This window comes from Photobacterium carnosum, assembly GCF_002849605.1.
In the GTDB taxonomy this organism is placed as follows: domain Bacteria; phylum Pseudomonadota; class Gammaproteobacteria; order Enterobacterales; family Vibrionaceae; genus Photobacterium; species Photobacterium carnosum.
Window position 1 is genome coordinate 34338 of record NZ_NPIB01000009.1, and the last position, 20318, is coordinate 54655.

Consider the following 20318-nt stretch of genomic DNA (forward strand, 5'->3'; position numbering starts at 1 on the left):
TGACGACGAATAATCGCGTTATGATTAACGTTTATCACCCCGTAAGGCTATGACTTGTTGACGCAGTAATTGGCTATTGGTTGCTTCTGAATGTACACAACTTCCTGCAACAATAGTGACTTTTGACCAACAACGTTTAGGCCATTTAAGTAAAGCATGTCCACCTTTACGACTAAAATAACTGCCCCACAAACCTTGTAAAGCGACAGGGATCACCTCAACACTTGAACGCTTAATGATCAAATCAATGCCTCGCATAAAGGGCGCTATTTCGCCATCTTGTGTCAGATGCCCTTCCGGAAATACACACACAATATCACCATTTTTTAGATCGGTAGCCACTTGAGAAAATGCAGTACGGACTGATTTACGATCATTTGCATCTACAGGAATGGCTTTGCAAGCTCGACAAAAAGCATTAACGATTGGCAGGTTGTAAATTTTTTTATCCATTAGAAAGCGAATTGGGCGAGGGCAAGCGCCAGCCAACAGTAGGGCATCCATATAACTAACATGGTTACAAACTAACAATGTGCCTCCTTGTTGAGGAAGGTTGTTAAGATTGTGATGCTGGACGCGGTACATGGTGTGAGTGACGACCCATACCACGAAGCGCCAGAAGAAATCTGGTGCTTGAAAATAGATATACACCAAAACGAGCCCATTTAATCCTGATAATAATAAGAAGAACTGAGGAATAGACAGCTGTAATAGTGATAAACAAATAATGGCAACAATGGCACTAATGACCATAAAGACCGCATTCCAAATATTATTAGCCGCAATAATTTGAGCACGTTGATCTTCTTGGGCGCGTTGTTGCATTAAGGTATATAACGGCACAATAAAAATACCGCCAGCGACCCCAAGCAATAATAGAGAGATAAAAACTGGCCACAGTGAGGGTTGTGCGACGAACGTTAATATTGAGTCACTGACAGGAATCACTGTGGGTGTCATGGCGTAGAGCCCGAACCCAAACAGACTGATTCCAAAACAGCCGATAGGAACGATGCCAGGATCAATGCGATGGTGTGATAAACGATCACATAACATTGAACCAATAGCGATACCGATAGAAAATAGGGTCAATAAAAAAGACACAGAGGAAGCTTGGCCGCCTAAATTAGATCGAGCAAAGTTAGGGAATTGGGTTAAGTAACATGCGCCAAGGAACCAAAACCAACTAATACCGATAATACACTGAAATATTATTTTATCTTGCTGGGCTATTTTCATGGTGTGGCGTGTTTGCTGCCATGGACGCCAATGAAATTTAATATGAGGCTGACTTGGTGGCGCAGCAGGAATAGCTAATGAAGTTATATAACCTAAAATAGCAAACAGAATCACACTAGCAGCCGCAATATAACGGCTATTGTCACTATTAGCTATTATCCCCGCAATAATAGTACCGAGTAAAATAGCAAGAAAAGTGCCAGTTTCAACTAGCGCATTACCTGATATTAATTCATTTTTTTTAAGGTGTTGTGGCAATAAGGCATATTTAGCGGGGCCAAAGAAAGCAGATTGAGTACCCATTAAAAACAATAAAAATAATAATGATAGATAACTTTGGTAAATAAAAGCGATGGCAGCACCACACATAATAATGACTTCAGCAAGTTTGACTATGCGTATTATTTTAGCCTTATCATAAATATCAGCGAGAATACCGGCAGATGCTGAGAATAAAAAAAAGGGCAGAATAAATAACCCTGCAGCCAAATTAATTAATAGATCGGCATTAAGTGGAAGTGTATGTATTGAAGCATATGCAATAAAAATAAGCAGAATATTTTTATAAACATTATCGTTAAATGCCCCTAAAGCCTGTGTAAGGAAATAAGGCAAAAACCGTCGTTTAGTTAACAGACTTGACTGAGGCTTAGGGGACATTCTGCTGTTCTCGTTAAATTATTTATGCCATGAATTAAGGTAGGTATCTAATAGATTATTGATCAATGCTTTACCATCAACAGGGGTTGAGGTGAATAATTTATCGTCTACAGTTAATAAGGTAATACCGTGTACGCCAGCCCAAATAACACGGCTTGCTTCAAGTACTTCTTTATCTGTCATTTCATCATTAATTTGACCAATTAATGCTTCAAGCATACCCGTCATATTATCAATACGATCAGTTTGCCATTCAGGTAGATCTTCGCCATTCATTGTATGTTGGAAAATTAACTGCCAACGGTAAGGATGTGCGGTAGCAAAATCAAGATAACAGAAAGCCAGATTACGAAGTGCTTGTTGTGACGTGGTTGAATCACGGACACAAAGCTCAGCTTGTTGGAATAATTCGTCAAGTGTTTGAGCTACGGCATGAAGGAGTAGCAGATTATAGTTACCAAAGACATTGACTAAAGTACTTGGAACATAGCCAATCATCCCTGCGACTTTACGTAAGCTTAATTCATGGTGTGGATGCTCATTGAGAAAGTTTTTTACTTGCTCAAGTGTCATATTTACCAATTCTTCGCGGGTATGATCATTTCTTCTTGCCATGGAATTATACTCTTTAAGTCTGTTTGCAATTGTCGTAATTAGTCTAGTGATAGACTGCTTTTTTAATTATTCTAATAATTGCCATCCCTGAGCCATTATGGGAAATATAATTTCCCCATAATGTAAGTATTAAGGTATTACCACTGCCTTAAGTGGCAGAAGCATATAATGCCGTAATACAAATCACCAAATTTAAATGCTAAGCGTTTCGTTTCTCTGTGTTTTCTAGTGATACTTGATCATTAAGCGTCCAAAAATCGATAAGAATACCGATAAGGAAGAAACCAAACGTACATAAATAAAGAATACCTGTTAACCATTTCCCCATATACATACGGTGGACACCAAATACACCGAGGAATGTCAGTAGTAGCCACGCAATATTGTAATCAATTTCACCACTGGCAAAACGTAAATCAGATTCACGGTTCATTGATGGGATTAAAAAGAAATCGATTAACCAACCGATTCCGCATAAACCGAGTGTTAAAAACCAAATAGTGCCGGTTACTGGTTTGCCATAATAAAAACGGTGAGCGCCTGTAAAACCAAAAATCCACAATAGATAACCCACAAATTTACTATGTGTATTGTTCTCTTGCATAGATATCTCCATTGAGAAAAATCATAATAAGTAATGAAAGTAACCTCGTTGAATAGAGAGTGTTAACTTTCATTGATGCTATAAAAAACAGTATATAATAATAAACCTTTACTGCGGATAATATATGAAATGATATTAGGATTTTCACCTTTTAGGTTGTATTAGTTCAATTTATTACGCATAAATATGCACAGTAAATATCTTTATGTTTAATTATATAAAAAATCACGTAAAATAATGTCTATATTACTAGTGTTAGTTGTCTGATTGTTATGTGTTTAATGTGTTGTTTTAAATAAACACCGTTGATGTTAAACCTTAGTAACAATTTTAATGAGTGATTAAATTGACATTTTGTGGCGAATAGCTACGATGCTTAGAGTTAATGACGAAGGTATACCGATTATTATGAAACGCTTTTTTACCGTATTTGCTCTTATTGTGGCGGTGTCGTTTACAGCATCACATGCAGAAGCAAAAAGATTCGGTGGTGGTAAGTCATTTGGTAAAAGCTTTAAAACCGCTCCGGTTCGTAAGCAACAACCACAACAGACTGATACTATCCGTAAACAAAATCCAACCGCAGCGTCATCAGCGAAAAAAGGCCTAATGGGTGGTTTGTTAGGTGGTCTTCTTGCTGGTGGTTTGTTAGCTGCTTTCTTTGGTGGTGCATTTGATGGTATCCAATTTATGGATATTCTTATCATTGGTATCATCGCTTTTGTATTGTTTAAGTTATTTAAAGCAATGCGCGCTAATAAAGGTACTCCGATGGGGCACCGTGAGTCTTATGCGGGTAATTCTCCTCGTCAGCCTCAACAACAGCAACGTCAGCAGCAACAGTTCCGTCAAGGCGCAGCACAGCAACAACAGTCATCTGGTTTTGAATCAACAGATAGCGATGTGCCGTTTAATTTGCCGCCAAACTTTAATATGAATACATTCTTAAATGGTTCTCGTGATCATTATCGTATTATTCAAGGCGCATGGAACCATAACGAATTAGAAAAAATTCGTGAGTACGTGTCTCCAGCTTTATTAGTGGATTTAACTGCCGAGCGTGCAAAACTGTCTGAAGAACAACACACAGAAGTAATGTATGTTGATGCTGAACTTGTGCGCGCTGATCATGACGCAAATATGGCACAATTAAGCATTAAGTTTAGTGGTCGTTATAAAGATAGTGTTGAAGGTGTAGAAGAAGACATTAATGATGTATGGCATTTAGAGCGTGATTTACGTAAACCTAATGCGCCATGGTTAATTGTTGGTATTCAAGCACAGTAGTAAAGAATAGCCACCCAAAAGCCGCTAAGAGCAAGATGTTTCATATATTATGATGATTTTGCACAGCGGCTTTTTTATATCTCTCAATAACTTAGGTTGTTTTTTATACAAAAATGAAACTGAATGACTTATAGATATTCAATTTTTTGATGTGGATCTCATTTTGAGAGAGAAAGATCTTCAGATATTGATCTCTGCACCTAGTTTTCTTACCAACAAACGCTAATATTAATAATAGATTATTTATCCCACTGGGATTTTCCATATTATAGAGGTGACTATGCTGTACACTCCCGATATCGTTGATGAAATGAATCTGCTAGTAAAATTCCCTATGCATAGCAATATGGAAGGTATTAAAGTACATAGTGATGCAAGTCCTGCTGTTATCTCTGCAGCGCAACGTCTGTATGCTAAAGGATTAGTAACTGAAGAGGATGGAGGATATTTGACATATTCTGGCCGTCAAGTGGTAGAAAAAGCCAAAAGTGCATTACATATTCTGACTGGCGCAGCTAAAGAATAACGTTATTCTTTAGTAAATAAGTAGCAATAATCATCCGGTTATTTGCTCAAGTTCGGTAATAATTATAAAGGCTTGTTCGTTGGTATTACCACAAATATCAGAGCAAGCTTTAAAATTATGGCATACCGCAGGGCGTTCAGATTTACCAAATAATCGACATAAATTATTTTCATTTAGCTGCACACAACGCTTTCCCGCAGGTTTTCCATCAAGCATGCCTGGAATCGAAGATGATATACTCGGTGCAATACAGCACGCTCCACAACCTAAACGACATTCCATCATATTTCTCTCTTTCTGCTTTGCAAATCGGCTGCGCAAATTACCATTGTTAATCTTAAAAGCCAAATAACTTAGTGATTTTATCCGTAGTGATTATTTACAGATTAGTTATTTATTCCTACGCTAAATGATAATAACTATTATTTCTATGGATATTGACGATTAATAGGTATTTTTAATTTGCAGTTTACCGTATTGATCGCTATAAAAAGTGCCTGCTTTCTTTTTTGATAAGCCCATTCATTATTGTGGCGTATTTAACGGCACAAATAACAATACTGGTATAAGTATCATGACCCATTTTTGGCAACAGAAAGACTTAACGACAATGACAGATCAAGAGTGGGAATCACTTTGTGATGGCTGTGGCAAGTGTTGTCTACATAAGTTAATTGATGATGATACCGATGATATTTACTACACTAATGTCGCTTGTAGTTTGCTCGATAATAAAACATGTTCATGTAAAGATTATGCTAATCGGTTTGAGTCAGGTGAAGAGTGTCTAAAATTAACCCGTGAGCGTATTGAAGAATTTGTATGGTTACCTGAAACATGTGCGTATCGGTTATTAGCAGAAGGTAAACCATTACCTGAGTGGCATCCTTTGATTACAGGCTCGAAAGAGGCAATGCATGCTGCAGATGAATCTGTACGTGATAAAATCGTGTATGAAATTGATGTGATTGATTGGGAAGACCACATCCTAAATCATCCTAATCGTATTAGTGAATAAGCGGCTAATAATCCGTTGATGTCATAAAAAATGCCCCCGTCACTGACTGTTACGGGGGCATTTTTAATTTGATTACACTCTTAGTGCAAACTATGGACGAGCAAAAGTATTACAGACTTTTGGATCGCCTGATTTAAAACCTTTTTTAAACCATGAAATACGCTGTTGTGAACTGCCATGAGTAAATGTATCTGGCTGTACAGCTTGTCCTGCTGATTTTTGTAAACGATCATCGCCAACGGCACTGGCAGCATTGATCCCTTCTTCAATATCACCTGCATCAAGCATACCTTGTTGATTTACATAGTGACCCCAAACACCAGCGTAGCAGTCGGCTTGAAGCTCTAATTTTACACTGAGCTTATTGGCGGTGACTTTATCGCTTCGTTGTTGTAGTTGATGGACTTTGTCACTTGTACCAAGTAATTTCTGAACATGGTGACCAACCTCATGTGCAATCACATAAGCAAAGGCAAAATCACCAGGGGCACCTAATTTTTTTAATTCATTAATAAAGCCAAGATCAAGATATATTTTTTGATCTGCAGGGCAATAAAATGGGCCTGTTTGTGCTGATCCTGTACCACAACCTGTATGAGTGACATTGTTATACAGAACTAACGTCGGTGGCTGATATTTTCCCGATAGTTGCTTGTTCCAGACACTTTCTGTTGTACCAAGAATGGCAGCAACAAATTGCTTATTTTCATCGTTAGATTGTACCGCGGCTTTTTTAGCAGTATGAGATTGTTGTAAACCAAGGGAACTACCGCCACCAGTGAAATATTGAAAAGCTAAAAATAAGCCACCGATGACTAATATGATTCGGCCTATTTTACTGCGCATCAGTAAAGGGACTAGACGCAATAAACCTGCCGCTGGCACACCAGCTTGAGCAGGGCTATCGCCACGTCTATCTTCAATGTTTGAGCTTTGGCGAGAATTCTTCCAACGCATTATCGATCCTTTAGTATTATGAGGGAGCCGCTGATTAAATATGGATTTTTACACTGTTAACGATAATTGCTGTTGCGCAAGTTCTAATCGTTCAATAATTGGTGTCGCTTTATTAAGACAACGAATATCAGTAAATAATACTTTTGCTTGTGGGTATTGGTGGCGTAAGTAAGCAAACCATTGTTTTACACGATTAGGATAATATAAGCCTTTATCGCCTTTAATTTCAAATTGAGAGTAGGTTAATAATAGGACTAATACTTGCTCCCAGGTCATTGGCGCTTGATTATATTTAACCACATTACCTAAGTTAGGTAAGTTGAGTGCGCCACGGCAAACCATTAAAGCATCGGTATTGGTTGCGGCTAAACACGCTTGACCATCAGCATTGCTCCAGACTTCACCATTAGCAATAATCGGTAATGTAACATGTTGACGAAGTTGGCGAATATAATCCCACTTGATGGTATCTGCTTTATAGCCATCATCTTTTGTGCGCGCATGAATCACTATTTCATCAGCGCCTGCCTGTGCAATAGCATCTGCAATTTCAAAACATTGTTGAGGATCATCCCAACCTAAACGTACCTTGGCGGTTACAGGTTTGATTGGATTAACCGCTGCACGGGTTGCTTTAACGATTTGATAGATTAATTCTGGTTCTTTTAGTAATACCGCACCACCACGGCTTTTATTTACCGCTTTGGCAGGGCAGCCAAAATTAATATCTATGCCCGCAGAACCGAGGTTACAGGCACGATGGGCATTTTCAGCCATCCATTGTGGATCTTGACCTAATAGTTGAACGCGAACTGGTGTACCAGAGCGTGTTTTACCGCCTTGATGTAATTCAGGACATAAACGATAGAAAACACTATTTGGTTGTAGGCTATCAATGATACGTATAAATTCAGTTACGCAAAGATCATAGTCATTAATCTCGGTTAGCATCTCACGCATTAGATGATCTAATACGCCTTCCATCGGGCCTAAAATAACTCGCATAGGGGTGTTTGCTCTATTCGGTAAATACGCTAAGGGGCAAGAGTCTAGTGCGAGTCGACTAATTTGTCATCTTTGTTTTTACATAGCGTGTAGATGATGACCAGAAATAATAGTGATAGGTTGTAAGTGCTGTTTATCACATGCCATTGCTAGTTTGACCATGCTGGTAGCAACATCTTCTGCTGGAATGGGTGTGAAGTGTTTCAGTGGACCAACCATTATTGGATGGATAGTTTCAAAAATACGTTGAAGGGCGAGTTCATCTTTACGGGGATTATTGCGTTCACCTTTGAGTGGACCTGGGCGAACAAACACACAATGTTCAAACGCTAATGCTGTTAATGCTTGCTCCATTTTACCTTTACAGCGCAAATAATGAGAGGGTGAATGTTTATATGCGCCTAAACTTGATATCACAAAAAGATGTTTTACACCTAAATTTTTCATGCTAATGGCAACATTTTTAACTAAATTAACATCAATTGCTTCAAGAGCTTGATTGGTGCCCGCCTTTTTTTTAGTTGTGCCTAAACAGATAAAACCATATTCAGGTACGGGTTGATCGTTTTCCCAAGCAATAACACGTAATTGGCTGTCTATAATTTGATGTAATTTCTTACTATGAAAAGATAATGGGCGACGCGCCAAGGCGTAGATATGATTAAAACGAGGGTGATCGAGTAATTGATGTAATAGCTCAGTACCGACTAAGCCGCTGGCTCCGGCAATAATCGCATTCAGTGAATGGGGTGACATAAGTGAATCCATCAGATATAAATCGGGGGCTATAAATAACGTATTTTTATTTAATTTGCTTTTAACTTTGTCAAATTTTAGCTATTTACGGTGATTAATGGTGTCGTTATGGCTATTGTTATTCATATTCGACGTATAATACCGCTAAAACGAATGAAAAGAATTAATGAGTAGGACATCGAATGAATACATTAATGACGTTATCATCACATTGGCAAGGTATGTCAGCGGCTTTTATTGAAGGCGCTTTATTTGCAGCGAATGCTAATCCAAAGCCAATGGAGCCCGAAGTGTGGTTACCCGTCTTAATCAATGGCGGAGGTGATGATTCAGTGGTCGTCATGGTTGATGATACTGACAAAAAGCTGATTCTTAGTCACTTTGATATGCAATATCGTAGGGTTAAAGCGGGTGAATACCAATTACCGGAGAGTTTGGTTTGGCAACAAGATGGCAGTAATCAAAGTGCGTTACGTGAATTTTCGCAAGGCTTTTTAGCCGTATGGGTATTTATTGAGCCTAATTGGCAACAGCAAACCGTCTCTGATGGCACTATGCGAATGTTATCTGCATTACTAACCACATTAATGTTGCAGGTTGATGAAGCGGGAACATTAGCACAAATGGAACAAGCGGGTGTGACCGGAATGCCTGCGGTCAGTGAGTTATATACACAATTACCATTAATGCTAACTGAAGTAATGATGGCGGCGGATCAATTGCAGATTGGTTCTGGTGCGCAGGCCATTAACCCATTTAAAGGTATTGGACGTAATGACCCTTGTCTGTGTGAAAGTGGTAAGAAATTTAAACAATGCTGTGGTAAAACGCTGTAATTGTTAGATCAAAAAAGCGAAGCATCGAGCTTCGCTTTTTTATATTCTGCTTTTTGTTCGGACACGGTAGCTTAACGCTTGTTACCCAAAAATTGTGCGATAACCATAACTGCCCATACAACAAGGTTGGCAGAAAAAATGATCACTAACCATTGTGGCATTGAGAGATCAAGGAAGGTCCATACTACTTTGGCACAATCACCATAGGCTTCAAACATCCACGGAATCCAATGATTAAGAGGAGCCCATGAAGGAAATTGAACGAATAAATCACAGGTTGCAAAGGGTGAAGAATTAAATTGAAAACCAACATGTTGATAGGCTAGTTCTACGCCACGGTAAGCACTAAATCCCCAGCCAGCTAACCCTAACCAACGTAATACTCCATTTCTAGGGGCGAGTAAGCCAATTAGCGCAGCAATACCTATTCCCATCATCGCAACACGTTCATAAACACACATCACACAGGGTGCTAGCTTCATGACATGTTCGAAAAAGAGCGCTGAACTTTCAAAGAAAATAATGGATAGTAGCAGTAGCAACCAAGCTAAACGTGTTTTTGAAAAAGAATTAAGCACTTGCATTATTGGTTCTCTAATGACTTTTTGGATAAAACAAAGCCCCGAACATCAGGGCCTTGAAAATATAGGGCACTTATTACTGAGCGTTATTCAAACATAGCTCTGAAGATAAGTAAATCGCCATTAAGTCGGTTATATTATTTTAATGGCCAATGGCAGGAACTAATGTTGCTGCGTCTACTGCGCCTTGAGTTAACCAGCCTATGCTATAGAACCAATCGGTCATTGGTACCAATAACAATTCAATTCCGGCTAAGCCAACAAAGGTTAAAACGATAGTATAGGGTAAAGCCATGTACACCATACGTCCGTAAGATAGGCGTATAAGAGGAGCAAGCGCAGACGTTAATACAAATAAGAAGGCCGCTTGACCATTAGGCGTTGCAACAGAAGGTAAGTTAGTACCCGTATTAATAGCGACAGCTAACATATCAAATTGATTACGATCGATAACACCATTGAGTAATGCGGTTTTAACTTCATTAATGTATACCGTGCCGACAAAAACATTATCCGATACCATCGACAATAAACCATTAGCAATATAGAACATGGTTAATTGAGAATTACCCTCAAGTGTTAATACCCAACTGATAATGGGCGTAAATAAGTGTTGATCAATGATGACGGCAACGATTGAGAAAAACACAGCGAGTAATGCGGTAAAAGGTAAAGCTTCTTCAAATGCTTTTCCTAATGCATGCTCTTCGGTTATACCTGTAAATGCGGTTGCAAAAATAATAACCGTTAAACCAATCAATCCAACAGCAGCTAAGTGCATTGCCAAACCGACAATCAGCCATACTGCAATAATGCCTTGAACGATAAATTTAGCATAATCAATATTAGTACGACGTTTGCGCTCTTCGTTATCTAAATCAACTAAAATTGTACGAACATTGTCAGGCAATTTCGCACCGTAACCACAGATTTTAAATTTCTCAATTAATACACAAGTACAGAGGCCACAAATTAAAACAGGAACCGAAATCGGAGACATGCGAATAATAAACTCACCAAATTGCCAGCCTGCTTGATCGGCAATAATTAAGTTTTGTGGTTCACCCACCATCGTCATTACACCGCCTAATGCTGTACCAACACCGGCATGCATTAATAAGCTGCGCAAAAATGCTCGGTAGTTTTCTAGATCATCGCGGCTTAGTTCTTGAACATGATCATCATCGGTATGGTCGTGATTTACCATAGGATCTTGTCCTGACGCCACTTTATGATAAATGCTATAAAAGCCAACTGTCACACTAATAACAACGGCAATAACGGTAAGGGCATCAAGGAACGCTGACAGAAAAGCTGCCATGAGACAAAAAGCAAGAGAAAGCAGTATTTTAGATTTAATACCTATTAATATTTTGGTAAATATAAATAGTAATAGTTGCTTCATGAAGTAGATGCCAGCAACCATAAATACCAACAGTAATAATACTTCGATATTAGCCACAAGCTCGTGTTTTACTTGTTCCGCACTGGTCATTCCAATAGCAACCGCTTCAATAGCAAGCAATCCCCCTGGTTGAAGTGGGTAACATTTTAGTGCCATTGCAAGGGTGAATATAAATTCTACAACCAGTAACCAACCAGCGGCAAAAGGATTTATGAGAAAGAAAACCAGAGGGTTAATGATAAGGAAAGAAATAATTGCAATCTTGTACCAGTCAGGTGCCTTACCTAAAAAGTTTTTTATAAAGGCATTCCCTAGCGATATAGCCATGTTTGAATCTCTTATTATTAGTACGAATTTAAAGGTATGAAATGATACGGATGTCGCCCGCAAGCACTAATCAGCTAATAATTAATAGCATCATGCTAAAAATTTTTAGAAGTGATGAGTTCTTTAAGATAAACACCATAAAAAATGGATGATGATATTTAACTTAAAGCAGGCAGCAGCGTCCATTTGCTCCCAGTTTATTCATGATAACTTGACCGATTGAATTGGATTAGTCAATCACAGACATAAGTATGTAAAATTATCATGACATTTTCATTACAAACTGAGGGTGATACCTAAGACATTAGGGGTACAATATACAGAATATTAAGGGCAAAATATCGCTAGCTAATAAAATAATGTAACTAATATAATCTTTAGAAGCGTAGGTGGTTTATTTTCGTACATATCTATCTACTTAAGATTAGGCCGGTGTACTAGATTTCAGCTATTGAACAACTAGTGGTATGATGAGTGTTAATAAATAATATAAGCAAGAAGCGAATTGGATTGAACTTAGATGGTTATTAAGGCTGATAGCCCAGCGACGTTTGCTGAGAAATACATTATTGAAAGTATCTGGAATAATCACTTTCCTCAGGGCTCGATTCTTCCTGCGGAACGTGAACTTTCAGAACTAATTGGCGTAACTCGAACGACGTTACGTGAAGTCTTACAGCGTTTATCTCGAGATGGCTGGCTCACGATTAAACATGGAAAGCCAACCCGTGTGAATAATTACATGGATACCTCAGGTTTAAGCATTTTAGATACGTTAATTACATTAGATGGACAGGATGTCCAACGAGTATTGGCTGATTTATTGGCTGCTCGTACGGATATCAGTAGTGTTTTTATGCGCTATGCTGTCAAAGGCAATCCAGAAAATTCAAGCGAATTAATTCAACATGTTATTGAATCATGTCAACGATTATTAGCTGCTGAGAGCTTTGCTGAGTTTATTGAAAATAGTGATGATCGATTAGATTTACTGCAAGAAGTAAAAAAAATCGTTGATAAATACGGTAAAAATGATCCTCAATTATGTGAGGAAATTTGTCGTGCACGCGCTTTTAATTATTATGATTACCGTTTATTTCAAGGAATGGCGGGAAAATCAGGAAATACGCTTTATGTGCTGACAATTAATGGATTACGTAAAATTTATACCCGTGTAGGCGGTTATTACTTTATGAATCCTGAAGCATGTCAATTAGCGCTTGATTTTTATAGTGATTTAAAAGGGTGTTGTGATAATCATCAAGCAGAGTTAGTGGCTGAACGTATTAAAAAATATGGCCGAGAAACTGGCGCAATTTGGTATACCCATCGCGTTAAAATTTCTAAATATTTATACGAAGAAGAACAGTAATATTTGCAGCTATTATTCATAATTAAAACGGGGATTCAGTGTAATGCTGATTCCCCGTTTTATTTTAGATGTTTGTTATTTATCGTTGTTATATCTCTGTATTATATTGGGTGTTGGCAGGGCAAGTAGCAATGATTTTGCCTCGGCCATCAGGCAACTCTTCTTCTAGCGTTACTTTAAATCCCCATAAACGGTGTAAGTGTTTAATAACTTCAGTATGACTGTCGGCTAGAGGAATACGATTGTGTGGAATATAACGTAAAGTGAGTGAGCGATCACCACGCAGAGCAACATTCCATATTTGTAAATTAGGTTCATTATTACTGAGATTATATTGCGATGATAATTTGTCTCTAATAGCGCGATAGCCTTCTTCGTTATGTATCGCACTGACTTCGACATAGTTATGACGGTCATCATCATTAACCGCAAACAATTTGAAATCACGCATTAATTTTGGTGATAAAAACTGACTAATAAAACTCTCATCTTTAAAATTTTCCATCGCAAAATGTAAGGTATCTAGCCAATTTGAACCAGCAATATCAGGGAACCAATATTTATCTTCATCGGTAGGGTTTTCACAAATACGGCGAATATCTTGGAACATTGCAAAGCCGAGTGCATAAGGGTTAATGCCACTGTAATAGGGACTATTATATTCGGGTTGTGCAATAACATTAGTGTGGCTATGTAAAAACTCCATAATGAATCTGTCAGTGACTAAACCATCATCATAAAGATGATTCAAAATGGAATAGTGCCAAAATGTTGCCCAGCCTTCGTTCATGACTTGCGTTTGCTTTTGTGGGTAAAAATATTGGCTAACTTTACGTACAATTCGAACTAATTCTCGTTGCCATGGTTCAAGTAGTGGGGCGTGTTTTTCAAAGAAATAGAGGATGTTTTCTTGAGGATCAGCGGGAAAGCGTTCCTCCTCAATAACAGTTTCTTTAGTTTGGTGTTGTGGAATGGTGCGCCATAGCGAATTAACTTGAGATTGAAGGTAATCTTCACGGGCTTTTTGACGTGCAGTTTCTTCGACTAAAGATATTTTTTGAGGTCGTTTATAGCGATCGACGCCATAATTCATTAAAGCATGGCAAGAATCGAGTAGTTTCTCTACGTCATCAACGCCATATTTTTCTTCACATTCAGTAATGTATTTACGAGCAAATAAAAGATAATCAATGATAGAACTGGCATCAGTCCATGTTTTAAACAGGTAATTACCTTTAAAGAATGAGTTGTGTCCATAACACGCATGCGCCATCACTAAGGCCTGCATGGTTATGGTATTTTCTTCCATTAGATAAGCAATACAAGGATCGGAGTTAATAACAATTTCATAAGCCAATCCCATTTGACCGTGTTTGTAGCCACGCTCTGTTTCAATAAAACGCTTACCAAATGACCAATGGTGATAATTGATCGGCATACCTATACTAGAATAGGCATCCATCATTTGTTCTGCAGTGATTACTTCAATTTGATTTGGGTAAGTATCAAGACGGTAGTGTGCAGCAACACGTTTGATTTCAACGTGATATTGTTCAAGCAAATCAAAAGTCCAATCTGGTCCATCACTGAGTGGTTTTGTTGTTGTCATTATTGCCATCACTCAATCTCCCCATGTTTATCCAATCTTTAACTGATAAGTAGTTATAATCGGCACTTGTTTATTGGTGTGCCGATTATATTCAGTTCGATAGAATGGTATGAATTTAACTAACTTGTTTTTTAAATAATTCCCTAAAGACAGGGAAAATATCATCAACCGTTTTTATATTTTGCATTGCAAAATTTTCATGACTGTTATGTAAAGCCTCATACTCTCGCCACAACGTTTGATGTGCCCGACGCGTGATTTCAATATATGAGTAATACCGTGTCATTGGTAATATGTGTTTATCAAGCAACTCACGACAGCCAGGGGAGTCATCAGCCCAATTATCACCGTCTGATGCTTGCGCAGCATAAATGTTCCATTCCTCAGGGCGATATCGCTGTTTAGCGATGTCATACATCATTTTTAATGCACTTGAAACTATTGTTCCACCGGTTTCTTGTGAGTAGAAAAATTCATGCTCATCAACTTCTTTTGCTTGGGTGTGATGACGAATAAATACCACTTCAACATTTTTGTAAGTACGATTTAAAAATAAATACAACAGTATATAAAACCGCTTAGCGATATCTTTGGTTGCTTGGTCCATGGAGCCTGATACATCCATTAAACAAAACATTACGGCTTGGCTTGATGGTTGTGGTCGGCGCTCATAGTTCTTATAACGTAAGTCAAATGTATCAATAAACGGAGTACTGTTAATTTTTTTCCGTAATACAGTAATTTCTTGTTTAATCCGCTCTTCTTCAAATGGTTGAGCGGGCTCAGTTGTAAACAGTAACTCAAGCGCTTGTTCAAGTTCACGCACTTTTCGACGTTTACCTGCGGTCATTGCCATTCGTCTTGCAAGTGAATTTTGCAATGATTTTACAATCGCGATATTTGAAGGTACGCCTTGTGATTTATAACCTGCTCTAAATGTTTTCCATTCAACAAGCTGGTTAATCGCATTTTTTTGTAGATTAGGCAATTCTAAGTCTTCAAATAATAAATCAAGATATTCATCTTTTGAAATTTGGAATACAAAATCATCTTGACCGTCACCATCAGGGCTTGCTTGACCGTCTCCTGCACCACCTTGACCACCACCACCTGGTGGACGTTCAATGCGATCGCCTGGACTAAATTGGTCATTACCTGGGTGGACAACTTCTCGTTGTCCCCCTTTCCCTTGATGAAATATTGGTTCGCTAATGTCGCGAGAGGGGATGGTTATATCCTCACCACTATCGACATCAGTAATCGAACGCTTATTTACCGCATCAGCAATAGACTCTTTAATTCGCTGCTTATGACGACGTAAAAAACGTTGGCGATTGACGGTGCTCTTATTTTTACCGTTGAGCCTTCGATCAATAAAATGTGCCATAGCTCCCCCCTCGTTGTCAGTTGGTTACGACGACTTACGCACGCGTAAGTACCATTCAGACAATAAACGAACTTGTTTACGGGTATAGCCTTTTTCCATCATTCGAGCGACAAAATCATCATGCTTTTTCTGCTCATCAGTTGAGGTTTTTGCATTAAAGGAAATAACCGGTAACAGTTCTTCTGTATTTGAGAACATTTTTTTCTCAATCACAGTGCGTAGTTTTTCGTAGCTAGTCCAATTCGGATTTTTGCCTGCATTGTTCGCTCGAGCTCGAAGGACAAAATTTACGATTTCATTTCGGAAATCTTTTGGATTACTGATTCCGGCTGGCTTCTCAATTTTTTCCAGTTCACTATTAAGTGCAGAACGATCAAATAATTGGCCTGTATCAGGATCGCGGAACTCTTGATCTTGAATCCAAAAATCAGCATAACTGACATAACGGTCAAAGATGTTTTGGCCGTATTCTGAATAAGATTCAAGATAGGCGGTTTGAATTTCTTTACCAATAAATTCAACATATTTTGGCGTTAAGAAACCTTTAAGATGTTCAAGATATTTTTCAGCAATATCTTGTGGGAATTGTTCACGTTCAATCTGTTGTTCAAGAACATAGAATAGATGAACAGGGTTTGCGGCAACTTCTGCATGATCAAAGTTAAATACACGAGAGAGGATCTTAAAGGCGAAACGGGTTGATAATCCATTCATGCCTTCATCAACACCCGCATAATCACGGTACTCTTGATACGATTTTGCTTTTGGATCGGTGTCTTTAAGGGTTTCTCCATCATAAACACGCATCTTTGAATAGACGCTTGAATTTTCTGGCTCTTTAAGACGTGATAATACTGTGAAACGCGCTAAAATTTCGAGAGTACTTGGAGAACATGGTGCTGATGATAGCTCACTGTTTTGTAATAGTTTCTCGTAAATCCGCATCTCTTCTGAAACCCGTAAACAATAAGGTACTTTAACGATGTAGACCCGATCTAAGAAGGCCTCGTTAGTTTTATTGTTACGGAATGTTTGCCACTCGGATTCATTTGAGTGCGCCAAAATCATGCCATCAAAAGGTAATGCTGATAGCCCTTCAGTACCGTTATAGTTACCTTCTTGGGTTGCCGTTAGTAATGGATGTAGCACTTTTAACGGTGCTTTAAACATCTCGACAAACTCCATTAAGCCTTGGTTTGCTTTACATAAGGCACCGGAATAACTGTACGCATCAGGGTCATCTTGAGAAAAATGTTCAAGTTGACGAATATCAACTTTACCAACTAATGATGAAATGTCTTGGTTATTTTCATCACCGGGTTCCGTTTTTGCGATACCAACTTGATCAATAATCGATGGGCGAATTTTAATTACTTTAAATTGGGTAATATCACCACCGAATTCATGTAAGCGTTTGGCTGCCCATGGCGACATAATGCTATTAAGGTAACGATCAGGAATGCCATATTCATCTTTAAGTAATCTGCCATCTTCTTGTTTATCAAATAAACAGAAAGGATGGTCATTGACAGGACTACGTTCACCATTGGCTGTAAGAATATAAATAGGCACTTTTTGCATTAAACTTTTAAGTTTTTCGGCTAATGATGATTTACCACCACCAACAGGACCTAATAAATAGAGAATTTGTTTACGTTCTTCAAGCCCTTGAGCCGCATGTTTAAGGTAAGACACAATTTGTTCAATGGCTTCTTCCATGCCATAAAAGTCTTTAAATGTGTCATAACGTGATATTACACGGTTTGAAAATAAGCGACTAAGATGTGGATCTTGTGCGGTATCTATCATTTCTGGCTCGCCAATAGCCATTAGAAGACGCTCTGCTGCGTTGACGTAAGAACTACGATCGTCTTTACAGATATCAAGGAATTCTTGTAATGAAAGCTCTTCGTCTTTAGCTTCTTCGTAGCGCTGACGATAGTGGTCAAAAATACTCATAGTATGCCCCCTGAATCGTTCTTATATTTAAGAGTAATTAATGAAAAACATAATGTTTTTGCATTGTTCACTTATTTAAGCCTAGTCTGAACTTGTCACTTTGTATTGCAGAATTACGGGTCGGTAAATAAATTTCTTCAAAAGTAAATAGGATTAAATTGCTGATTAAATAACCTACGTTAACTACTATCCTTTAATTAATAGGGTTTCGCAAGCTAAATTGTTGCAAAGTTATTGTAAGTATGTTGTTTTTTATCGCCACAAGTAACAATTTAATCAATTAGATGTTAGTGCTAAAAATAGTATTCCTCGTGGTTTTTATCGCTATTAAATAGAACTTTTTTGAAGTAAATATTTTGATTGATAGGTAAATGCAGTTTTATTGTGGTTTTTATACTGAAATTGTCATTTATTCTGTCTTAATCTTAAGAGTTAATGACAAATTGTAAGAATTTAAGGTAGTGAACGTATTTTTTACACAAAATAGCAACGGCTGATTTAACCTCTATATGTGATAGTTGATATAGAGGTTTAAAAGAATATGGAGCGAGATGTATGTCTATTTGTCGTGTAGATACGGTGTCAATCCCTGTCATGGATCAAAATCAAGCACTGCGATTTTATCGTGATGTATTAGGTTTTGAAGTGATTAGGGATCATGCAGAGGGTCAACAAACTCGGTGGGTGCAGCTTGTACCAAAAGGTGCAGAAACAACGATCAGTTTAGTAAAGCCATTTGCTGGAATGGAAGCGGGAGGGGTACAAGGATTAGTCGTTCAAACTCATGATATTCAATCAACCCATCAAGAACTCAGTCATCGTGGGGTTGCATTATCTGAAATTATTACCATGATGGAAGGGCGGTTTGCAACTTTTAATGATCCCGATGGTAACGGGTGGGTATTGATTGAATCAACAGGTACGATGCTGGCATGAAATCATTAGCAAGATTAAGTGCTTGCTAATGATGTATAACGAACAATTGTTATTAATTAGTGGTTAACTGCAATGCGGGTGGATAGTGTATGTGTTTGTCCAGGCTGTAATTCAATGGTTGGAGTATGAATAGTTGATTCAACACACACCATGGTTTCAAAGCTATTGTTTGCCATGTCAGCCATGCTTATTGATAATTCTTGCCAAGGATTCCAAATAACTGCCGCATTATCACCGTTATTGGTCACTGAAATAGTACGTTGATTATTTTTATCAGCAATCATAATCGTTGGTTGAGGATGAGTATAAACACGATCAGTTTCTGCACTGAAGGTTAATACATCATTACCTTGGCACGCTTTCCCTGCTTGGGTGCTATCTAAATATTTAGCGCCCATGCCTGTGACTGAAATATTATTGATATCTGCGATATTAAAGTAAGTGTGTAATGCTCCACCATATGACCAAGGCTGAGTATCTGTATTGGTTGATGTCAAACTCACATTAAGTTCGGCATTCATTTCAAATGTCATTTGGTTATGGAATTTATGCGGCCAAATTTCACGTGTTTGTTGGTTATCTTCAAGGGTTAAAGTAACAATAACACCGCTATCATTTTCACGATGCTGAGATAACGACCATTCACTAGTACGTGCAAAGCCATGTGAAGGGGTTGCTGCTTTACCAAACCATGGCCAACAAACAGGAATACCACCTCGAACCGCTTTGGTTAGATCAAATTCAGCATTTTCACTTAACCAAATTACGTCTTTTTCACCTGTAGGTTTAAACCAAAGTAGATGACCACCATGAAGAGAAATACCTGCTTCTACCATTGGGTGAATAATGCGGATAATTTTAATACCTTGGTATTCACAGACAGTAACAGCATCAGATAATGCATTAATTATCGAAAGTTGATGTAAATTCATCTTCTTTTCCTTAATGTTAGGTGGCGAAAGCGCCCATTGTTTATGTTTTTGGTGATATTCAGTGCAAAACTATAAACAATGAAAACTTATTTTTCGTTTTAAAATATCAAAGAATATTAAGATTTATTTGTTATTTTTGTAACGTATTTGATCGCTATCTTTCATGTGTGATAGCTTAAATACGTATATATAGGTTGTTTTATAAGATACTAAATCATCTTGATCGCGTGAATACAGCGTTAATTAGTTGATCGATATATTTTAGATGTAAAAAAGGCGACACCCTTAAGCGTCGCCTATTATTATC

Annotated in this window: 19 protein-coding genes; 6 read left to right on the plus strand and 13 right to left on the minus strand. The window is 38.0% G+C overall.

The window, feature by feature from the left end; all coding sequences use genetic code 11:
- Positions 1-24: 24 nt before the first annotated feature.
- From CIK00_RS09335 to CIK00_RS09345, 3 genes are all read right to left on the minus strand, one after another.
- Positions 25-1899, minus strand: a complete 1875-nt coding sequence (locus tag CIK00_RS09335; protein WP_101768608.1) for an MFS transporter — start codon at positions 1897-1899, stop codon at positions 25-27.
- An 18-nt stretch (positions 1900-1917) separates the two neighbouring features.
- Positions 1918-2514 carry a TetR/AcrR family transcriptional regulator gene (locus CIK00_RS09340; RefSeq protein WP_101768609.1) on the minus strand — a complete coding sequence of 199 codons (597 nt, stop codon included), beginning with the start codon at positions 2512-2514 and terminating at the stop codon, positions 1918-1920.
- A gap of 199 nt (positions 2515-2713) precedes the next feature.
- Positions 2714-3118 (minus strand): NINE protein, encoded by a 405-nt coding sequence (locus tag CIK00_RS09345; RefSeq protein WP_101768610.1) that lies wholly within the window; start codon positions 3116-3118, stop codon positions 2714-2716.
- 408 nt (positions 3119-3526) lie between these two features.
- On the opposite strand from CIK00_RS09345, the gene CIK00_RS09350 reads away from it, so the two are divergent.
- Positions 3527-4405: a Tim44 domain-containing protein gene (locus tag CIK00_RS09350; RefSeq protein ID WP_101768688.1), complete on the plus strand. Its 879-nt coding sequence runs from the start codon at positions 3527-3529 to the stop codon at positions 4403-4405.
- Between the two features lie 280 nt (positions 4406-4685).
- Positions 4686-4931 (plus strand): TIGR02647 family protein, encoded by a 246-nt coding sequence (locus tag CIK00_RS09355; protein WP_101768611.1) that lies wholly within the window; start codon positions 4686-4688, stop codon positions 4929-4931.
- A gap of 30 nt (positions 4932-4961) precedes the next feature.
- Here CIK00_RS09355 and CIK00_RS09360 read toward each other — a convergent pair whose 3' ends face one another.
- On the minus strand, positions 4962-5213 hold the full coding sequence (locus CIK00_RS09360; RefSeq protein ID WP_101768689.1) for a YkgJ family cysteine cluster protein: 252 nt from the start codon (positions 5211-5213) through the stop codon (positions 4962-4964).
- A gap of 292 nt (positions 5214-5505) precedes the next feature.
- Between CIK00_RS09360 and CIK00_RS09365 the strand changes: the two genes are divergently transcribed.
- Positions 5506-5949 carry a YcgN family cysteine cluster protein gene (locus tag CIK00_RS09365; protein WP_101768612.1) on the plus strand — a complete coding sequence of 148 codons (444 nt, stop codon included), beginning with the start codon at positions 5506-5508 and terminating at the stop codon, positions 5947-5949.
- 90 nt (positions 5950-6039) lie between these two features.
- Here the strand turns inward: CIK00_RS09365 and ypfJ are convergent, their stop codons facing one another.
- From ypfJ to CIK00_RS09380, 3 genes are all read right to left on the minus strand, one after another.
- Positions 6040-6906: a KPN_02809 family neutral zinc metallopeptidase gene (gene ypfJ, locus CIK00_RS09370; RefSeq protein ID WP_101768613.1), complete on the minus strand. Its 867-nt coding sequence runs from the start codon at positions 6904-6906 to the stop codon at positions 6040-6042.
- 48 nt (positions 6907-6954) lie between these two features.
- The gene (gene dusC / locus CIK00_RS09375) at positions 6955-7911 is read right to left on the minus strand and encodes a tRNA dihydrouridine(16) synthase DusC (protein WP_101768614.1); all 957 of its coding nucleotides are present in this window, start codon (positions 7909-7911) and stop codon (positions 6955-6957) included.
- A 78-nt stretch (positions 7912-7989) separates the two neighbouring features.
- Positions 7990-8667 (minus strand): NAD(P)H-binding protein, encoded by a 678-nt coding sequence (locus tag CIK00_RS09380; RefSeq protein ID WP_101768615.1) that lies wholly within the window; start codon positions 8665-8667, stop codon positions 7990-7992.
- Positions 8668-8849: 182 nt separating this feature from the next.
- On the opposite strand from CIK00_RS09380, the gene CIK00_RS09385 reads away from it, so the two are divergent.
- Positions 8850-9503 carry a YecA family protein gene (locus CIK00_RS09385; RefSeq protein ID WP_101768616.1) on the plus strand — a complete coding sequence of 218 codons (654 nt, stop codon included), beginning with the start codon at positions 8850-8852 and terminating at the stop codon, positions 9501-9503.
- A gap of 71 nt (positions 9504-9574) precedes the next feature.
- On the opposite strand, the gene dsbB is transcribed toward CIK00_RS09385, so the two are convergent.
- Positions 9575-10087, minus strand: a complete 513-nt coding sequence (gene dsbB / locus CIK00_RS09390) for a disulfide bond formation protein DsbB (RefSeq protein ID WP_101768617.1) — start codon at positions 10085-10087, stop codon at positions 9575-9577.
- A 139-nt stretch (positions 10088-10226) separates the two neighbouring features.
- Positions 10227-11816, minus strand: coding sequence for a Na(+)/H(+) antiporter NhaB (gene nhaB, locus CIK00_RS09395; RefSeq protein WP_101768618.1), 1590 nt, complete (start codon positions 11814-11816; stop codon positions 10227-10229).
- A gap of 520 nt (positions 11817-12336) precedes the next feature.
- Here nhaB and fadR point away from each other — a divergent pair.
- Complete coding sequence (fadR, locus tag CIK00_RS09400) at positions 12337-13188, plus strand: fatty acid metabolism transcriptional regulator FadR (protein WP_101768619.1); 852 nt, start codon at positions 12337-12339, stop codon at positions 13186-13188.
- Between the two features lie 88 nt (positions 13189-13276).
- On the opposite strand, the gene CIK00_RS09405 is transcribed toward fadR, so the two are convergent.
- The 3 genes from CIK00_RS09405 to CIK00_RS09415 all read right to left on the minus strand — a co-directional run bounded on the left by CIK00_RS09405 (position 13277) and on the right by CIK00_RS09415 (position 18143).
- Positions 13277-14806, minus strand: coding sequence for a SpoVR family protein (locus tag CIK00_RS09405; RefSeq protein ID WP_101768620.1), 1530 nt, complete (start codon positions 14804-14806; stop codon positions 13277-13279).
- A gap of 106 nt (positions 14807-14912) precedes the next feature.
- A complete protein-coding gene (locus CIK00_RS09410; protein WP_101768621.1) occupies positions 14913-16184 on the minus strand; it encodes a YeaH/YhbH family protein in 1272 nt (423 codons plus the stop codon).
- A gap of 24 nt (positions 16185-16208) precedes the next feature.
- Positions 16209-18143 carry a PrkA family serine protein kinase gene (locus CIK00_RS09415; RefSeq protein ID WP_101768622.1) on the minus strand — a complete coding sequence of 645 codons (1935 nt, stop codon included), beginning with the start codon at positions 18141-18143 and terminating at the stop codon, positions 16209-16211.
- A 555-nt stretch (positions 18144-18698) separates the two neighbouring features.
- On the opposite strand from CIK00_RS09415, the gene CIK00_RS09420 reads away from it, so the two are divergent.
- On the plus strand, positions 18699-19079 hold the full coding sequence (locus CIK00_RS09420; protein WP_101768623.1) for a VOC family protein: 381 nt from the start codon (positions 18699-18701) through the stop codon (positions 19077-19079).
- A gap of 56 nt (positions 19080-19135) precedes the next feature.
- Here the strand turns inward: CIK00_RS09420 and CIK00_RS09425 are convergent, their stop codons facing one another.
- Positions 19136-20011, minus strand: a complete 876-nt coding sequence (locus CIK00_RS09425; RefSeq protein WP_101768624.1) for a D-hexose-6-phosphate mutarotase — start codon at positions 20009-20011, stop codon at positions 19136-19138.
- Between the last annotated feature and the right edge of the window lie 307 nt (positions 20012-20318).

Coding starts and splice junctions, on each gene's coding strand:
- CIK00_RS09415 (WP_101768622.1), bottom strand. CDS start 18,143: ATGAGTATTTTTGACCACTATCGTCAGCGCTACGAAGAAGCTAAAGAC.
- dusC (WP_101768614.1), bottom strand. CDS start 7,911: ATGCGAGTTATTTTAGGCCCGATGGAAGGCGTATTAGATCATCTAATG.
- CIK00_RS09345 (WP_101768610.1), bottom strand. CDS start 3,118: ATGCAAGAGAACAATACACATAGTAAATTTGTGGGTTATCTATTGTGG.
- CIK00_RS09360 (WP_101768689.1), bottom strand. CDS start 5,213: ATGGAATGTCGTTTAGGTTGTGGAGCGTGCTGTATTGCACCGAGTATA.
- CIK00_RS09335 (WP_101768608.1), bottom strand. CDS start 1,899: ATGTCCCCTAAGCCTCAGTCAAGTCTGTTAACTAAACGACGGTTTTTG.
- ypfJ (WP_101768613.1), bottom strand. CDS start 6,906: ATGCGTTGGAAGAATTCTCGCCAAAGCTCAAACATTGAAGATAGACGT.
- CIK00_RS09350 (WP_101768688.1), top strand. CDS start 3,527: ATGAAACGCTTTTTTACCGTATTTGCTCTTATTGTGGCGGTGTCGTTT.
- fadR (WP_101768619.1), top strand. CDS start 12,337: ATGGTTATTAAGGCTGATAGCCCAGCGACGTTTGCTGAGAAATACATT.
- CIK00_RS09380 (WP_101768615.1), bottom strand. CDS start 8,667: ATGTCACCCCATTCACTGAATGCGATTATTGCCGGAGCCAGCGGCTTA.
- dsbB (WP_101768617.1), bottom strand. CDS start 10,087: ATGCAAGTGCTTAATTCTTTTTCAAAAACACGTTTAGCTTGGTTGCTA.
- CIK00_RS09425 (WP_101768624.1), bottom strand. CDS start 20,011: ATGAATTTACATCAACTTTCGATAATTAATGCATTATCTGATGCTGTT.
- CIK00_RS09340 (WP_101768609.1), bottom strand. CDS start 2,514: ATGGCAAGAAGAAATGATCATACCCGCGAAGAATTGGTAAATATGACA.
- nhaB (WP_101768618.1), bottom strand. CDS start 11,816: ATGGCTATATCGCTAGGGAATGCCTTTATAAAAAACTTTTTAGGTAAG.
- CIK00_RS09365 (WP_101768612.1), top strand. CDS start 5,506: ATGACCCATTTTTGGCAACAGAAAGACTTAACGACAATGACAGATCAA.
- CIK00_RS09405 (WP_101768620.1), bottom strand. CDS start 14,806: ATGGCAATAATGACAACAACAAAACCACTCAGTGATGGACCAGATTGG.
- CIK00_RS09410 (WP_101768621.1), bottom strand. CDS start 16,184: ATGGCACATTTTATTGATCGAAGGCTCAACGGTAAAAATAAGAGCACC.
- CIK00_RS09385 (WP_101768616.1), top strand. CDS start 8,850: ATGAATACATTAATGACGTTATCATCACATTGGCAAGGTATGTCAGCG.
- CIK00_RS09420 (WP_101768623.1), top strand. CDS start 18,699: ATGTCTATTTGTCGTGTAGATACGGTGTCAATCCCTGTCATGGATCAA.
- CIK00_RS09355 (WP_101768611.1), top strand. CDS start 4,686: ATGCTGTACACTCCCGATATCGTTGATGAAATGAATCTGCTAGTAAAA.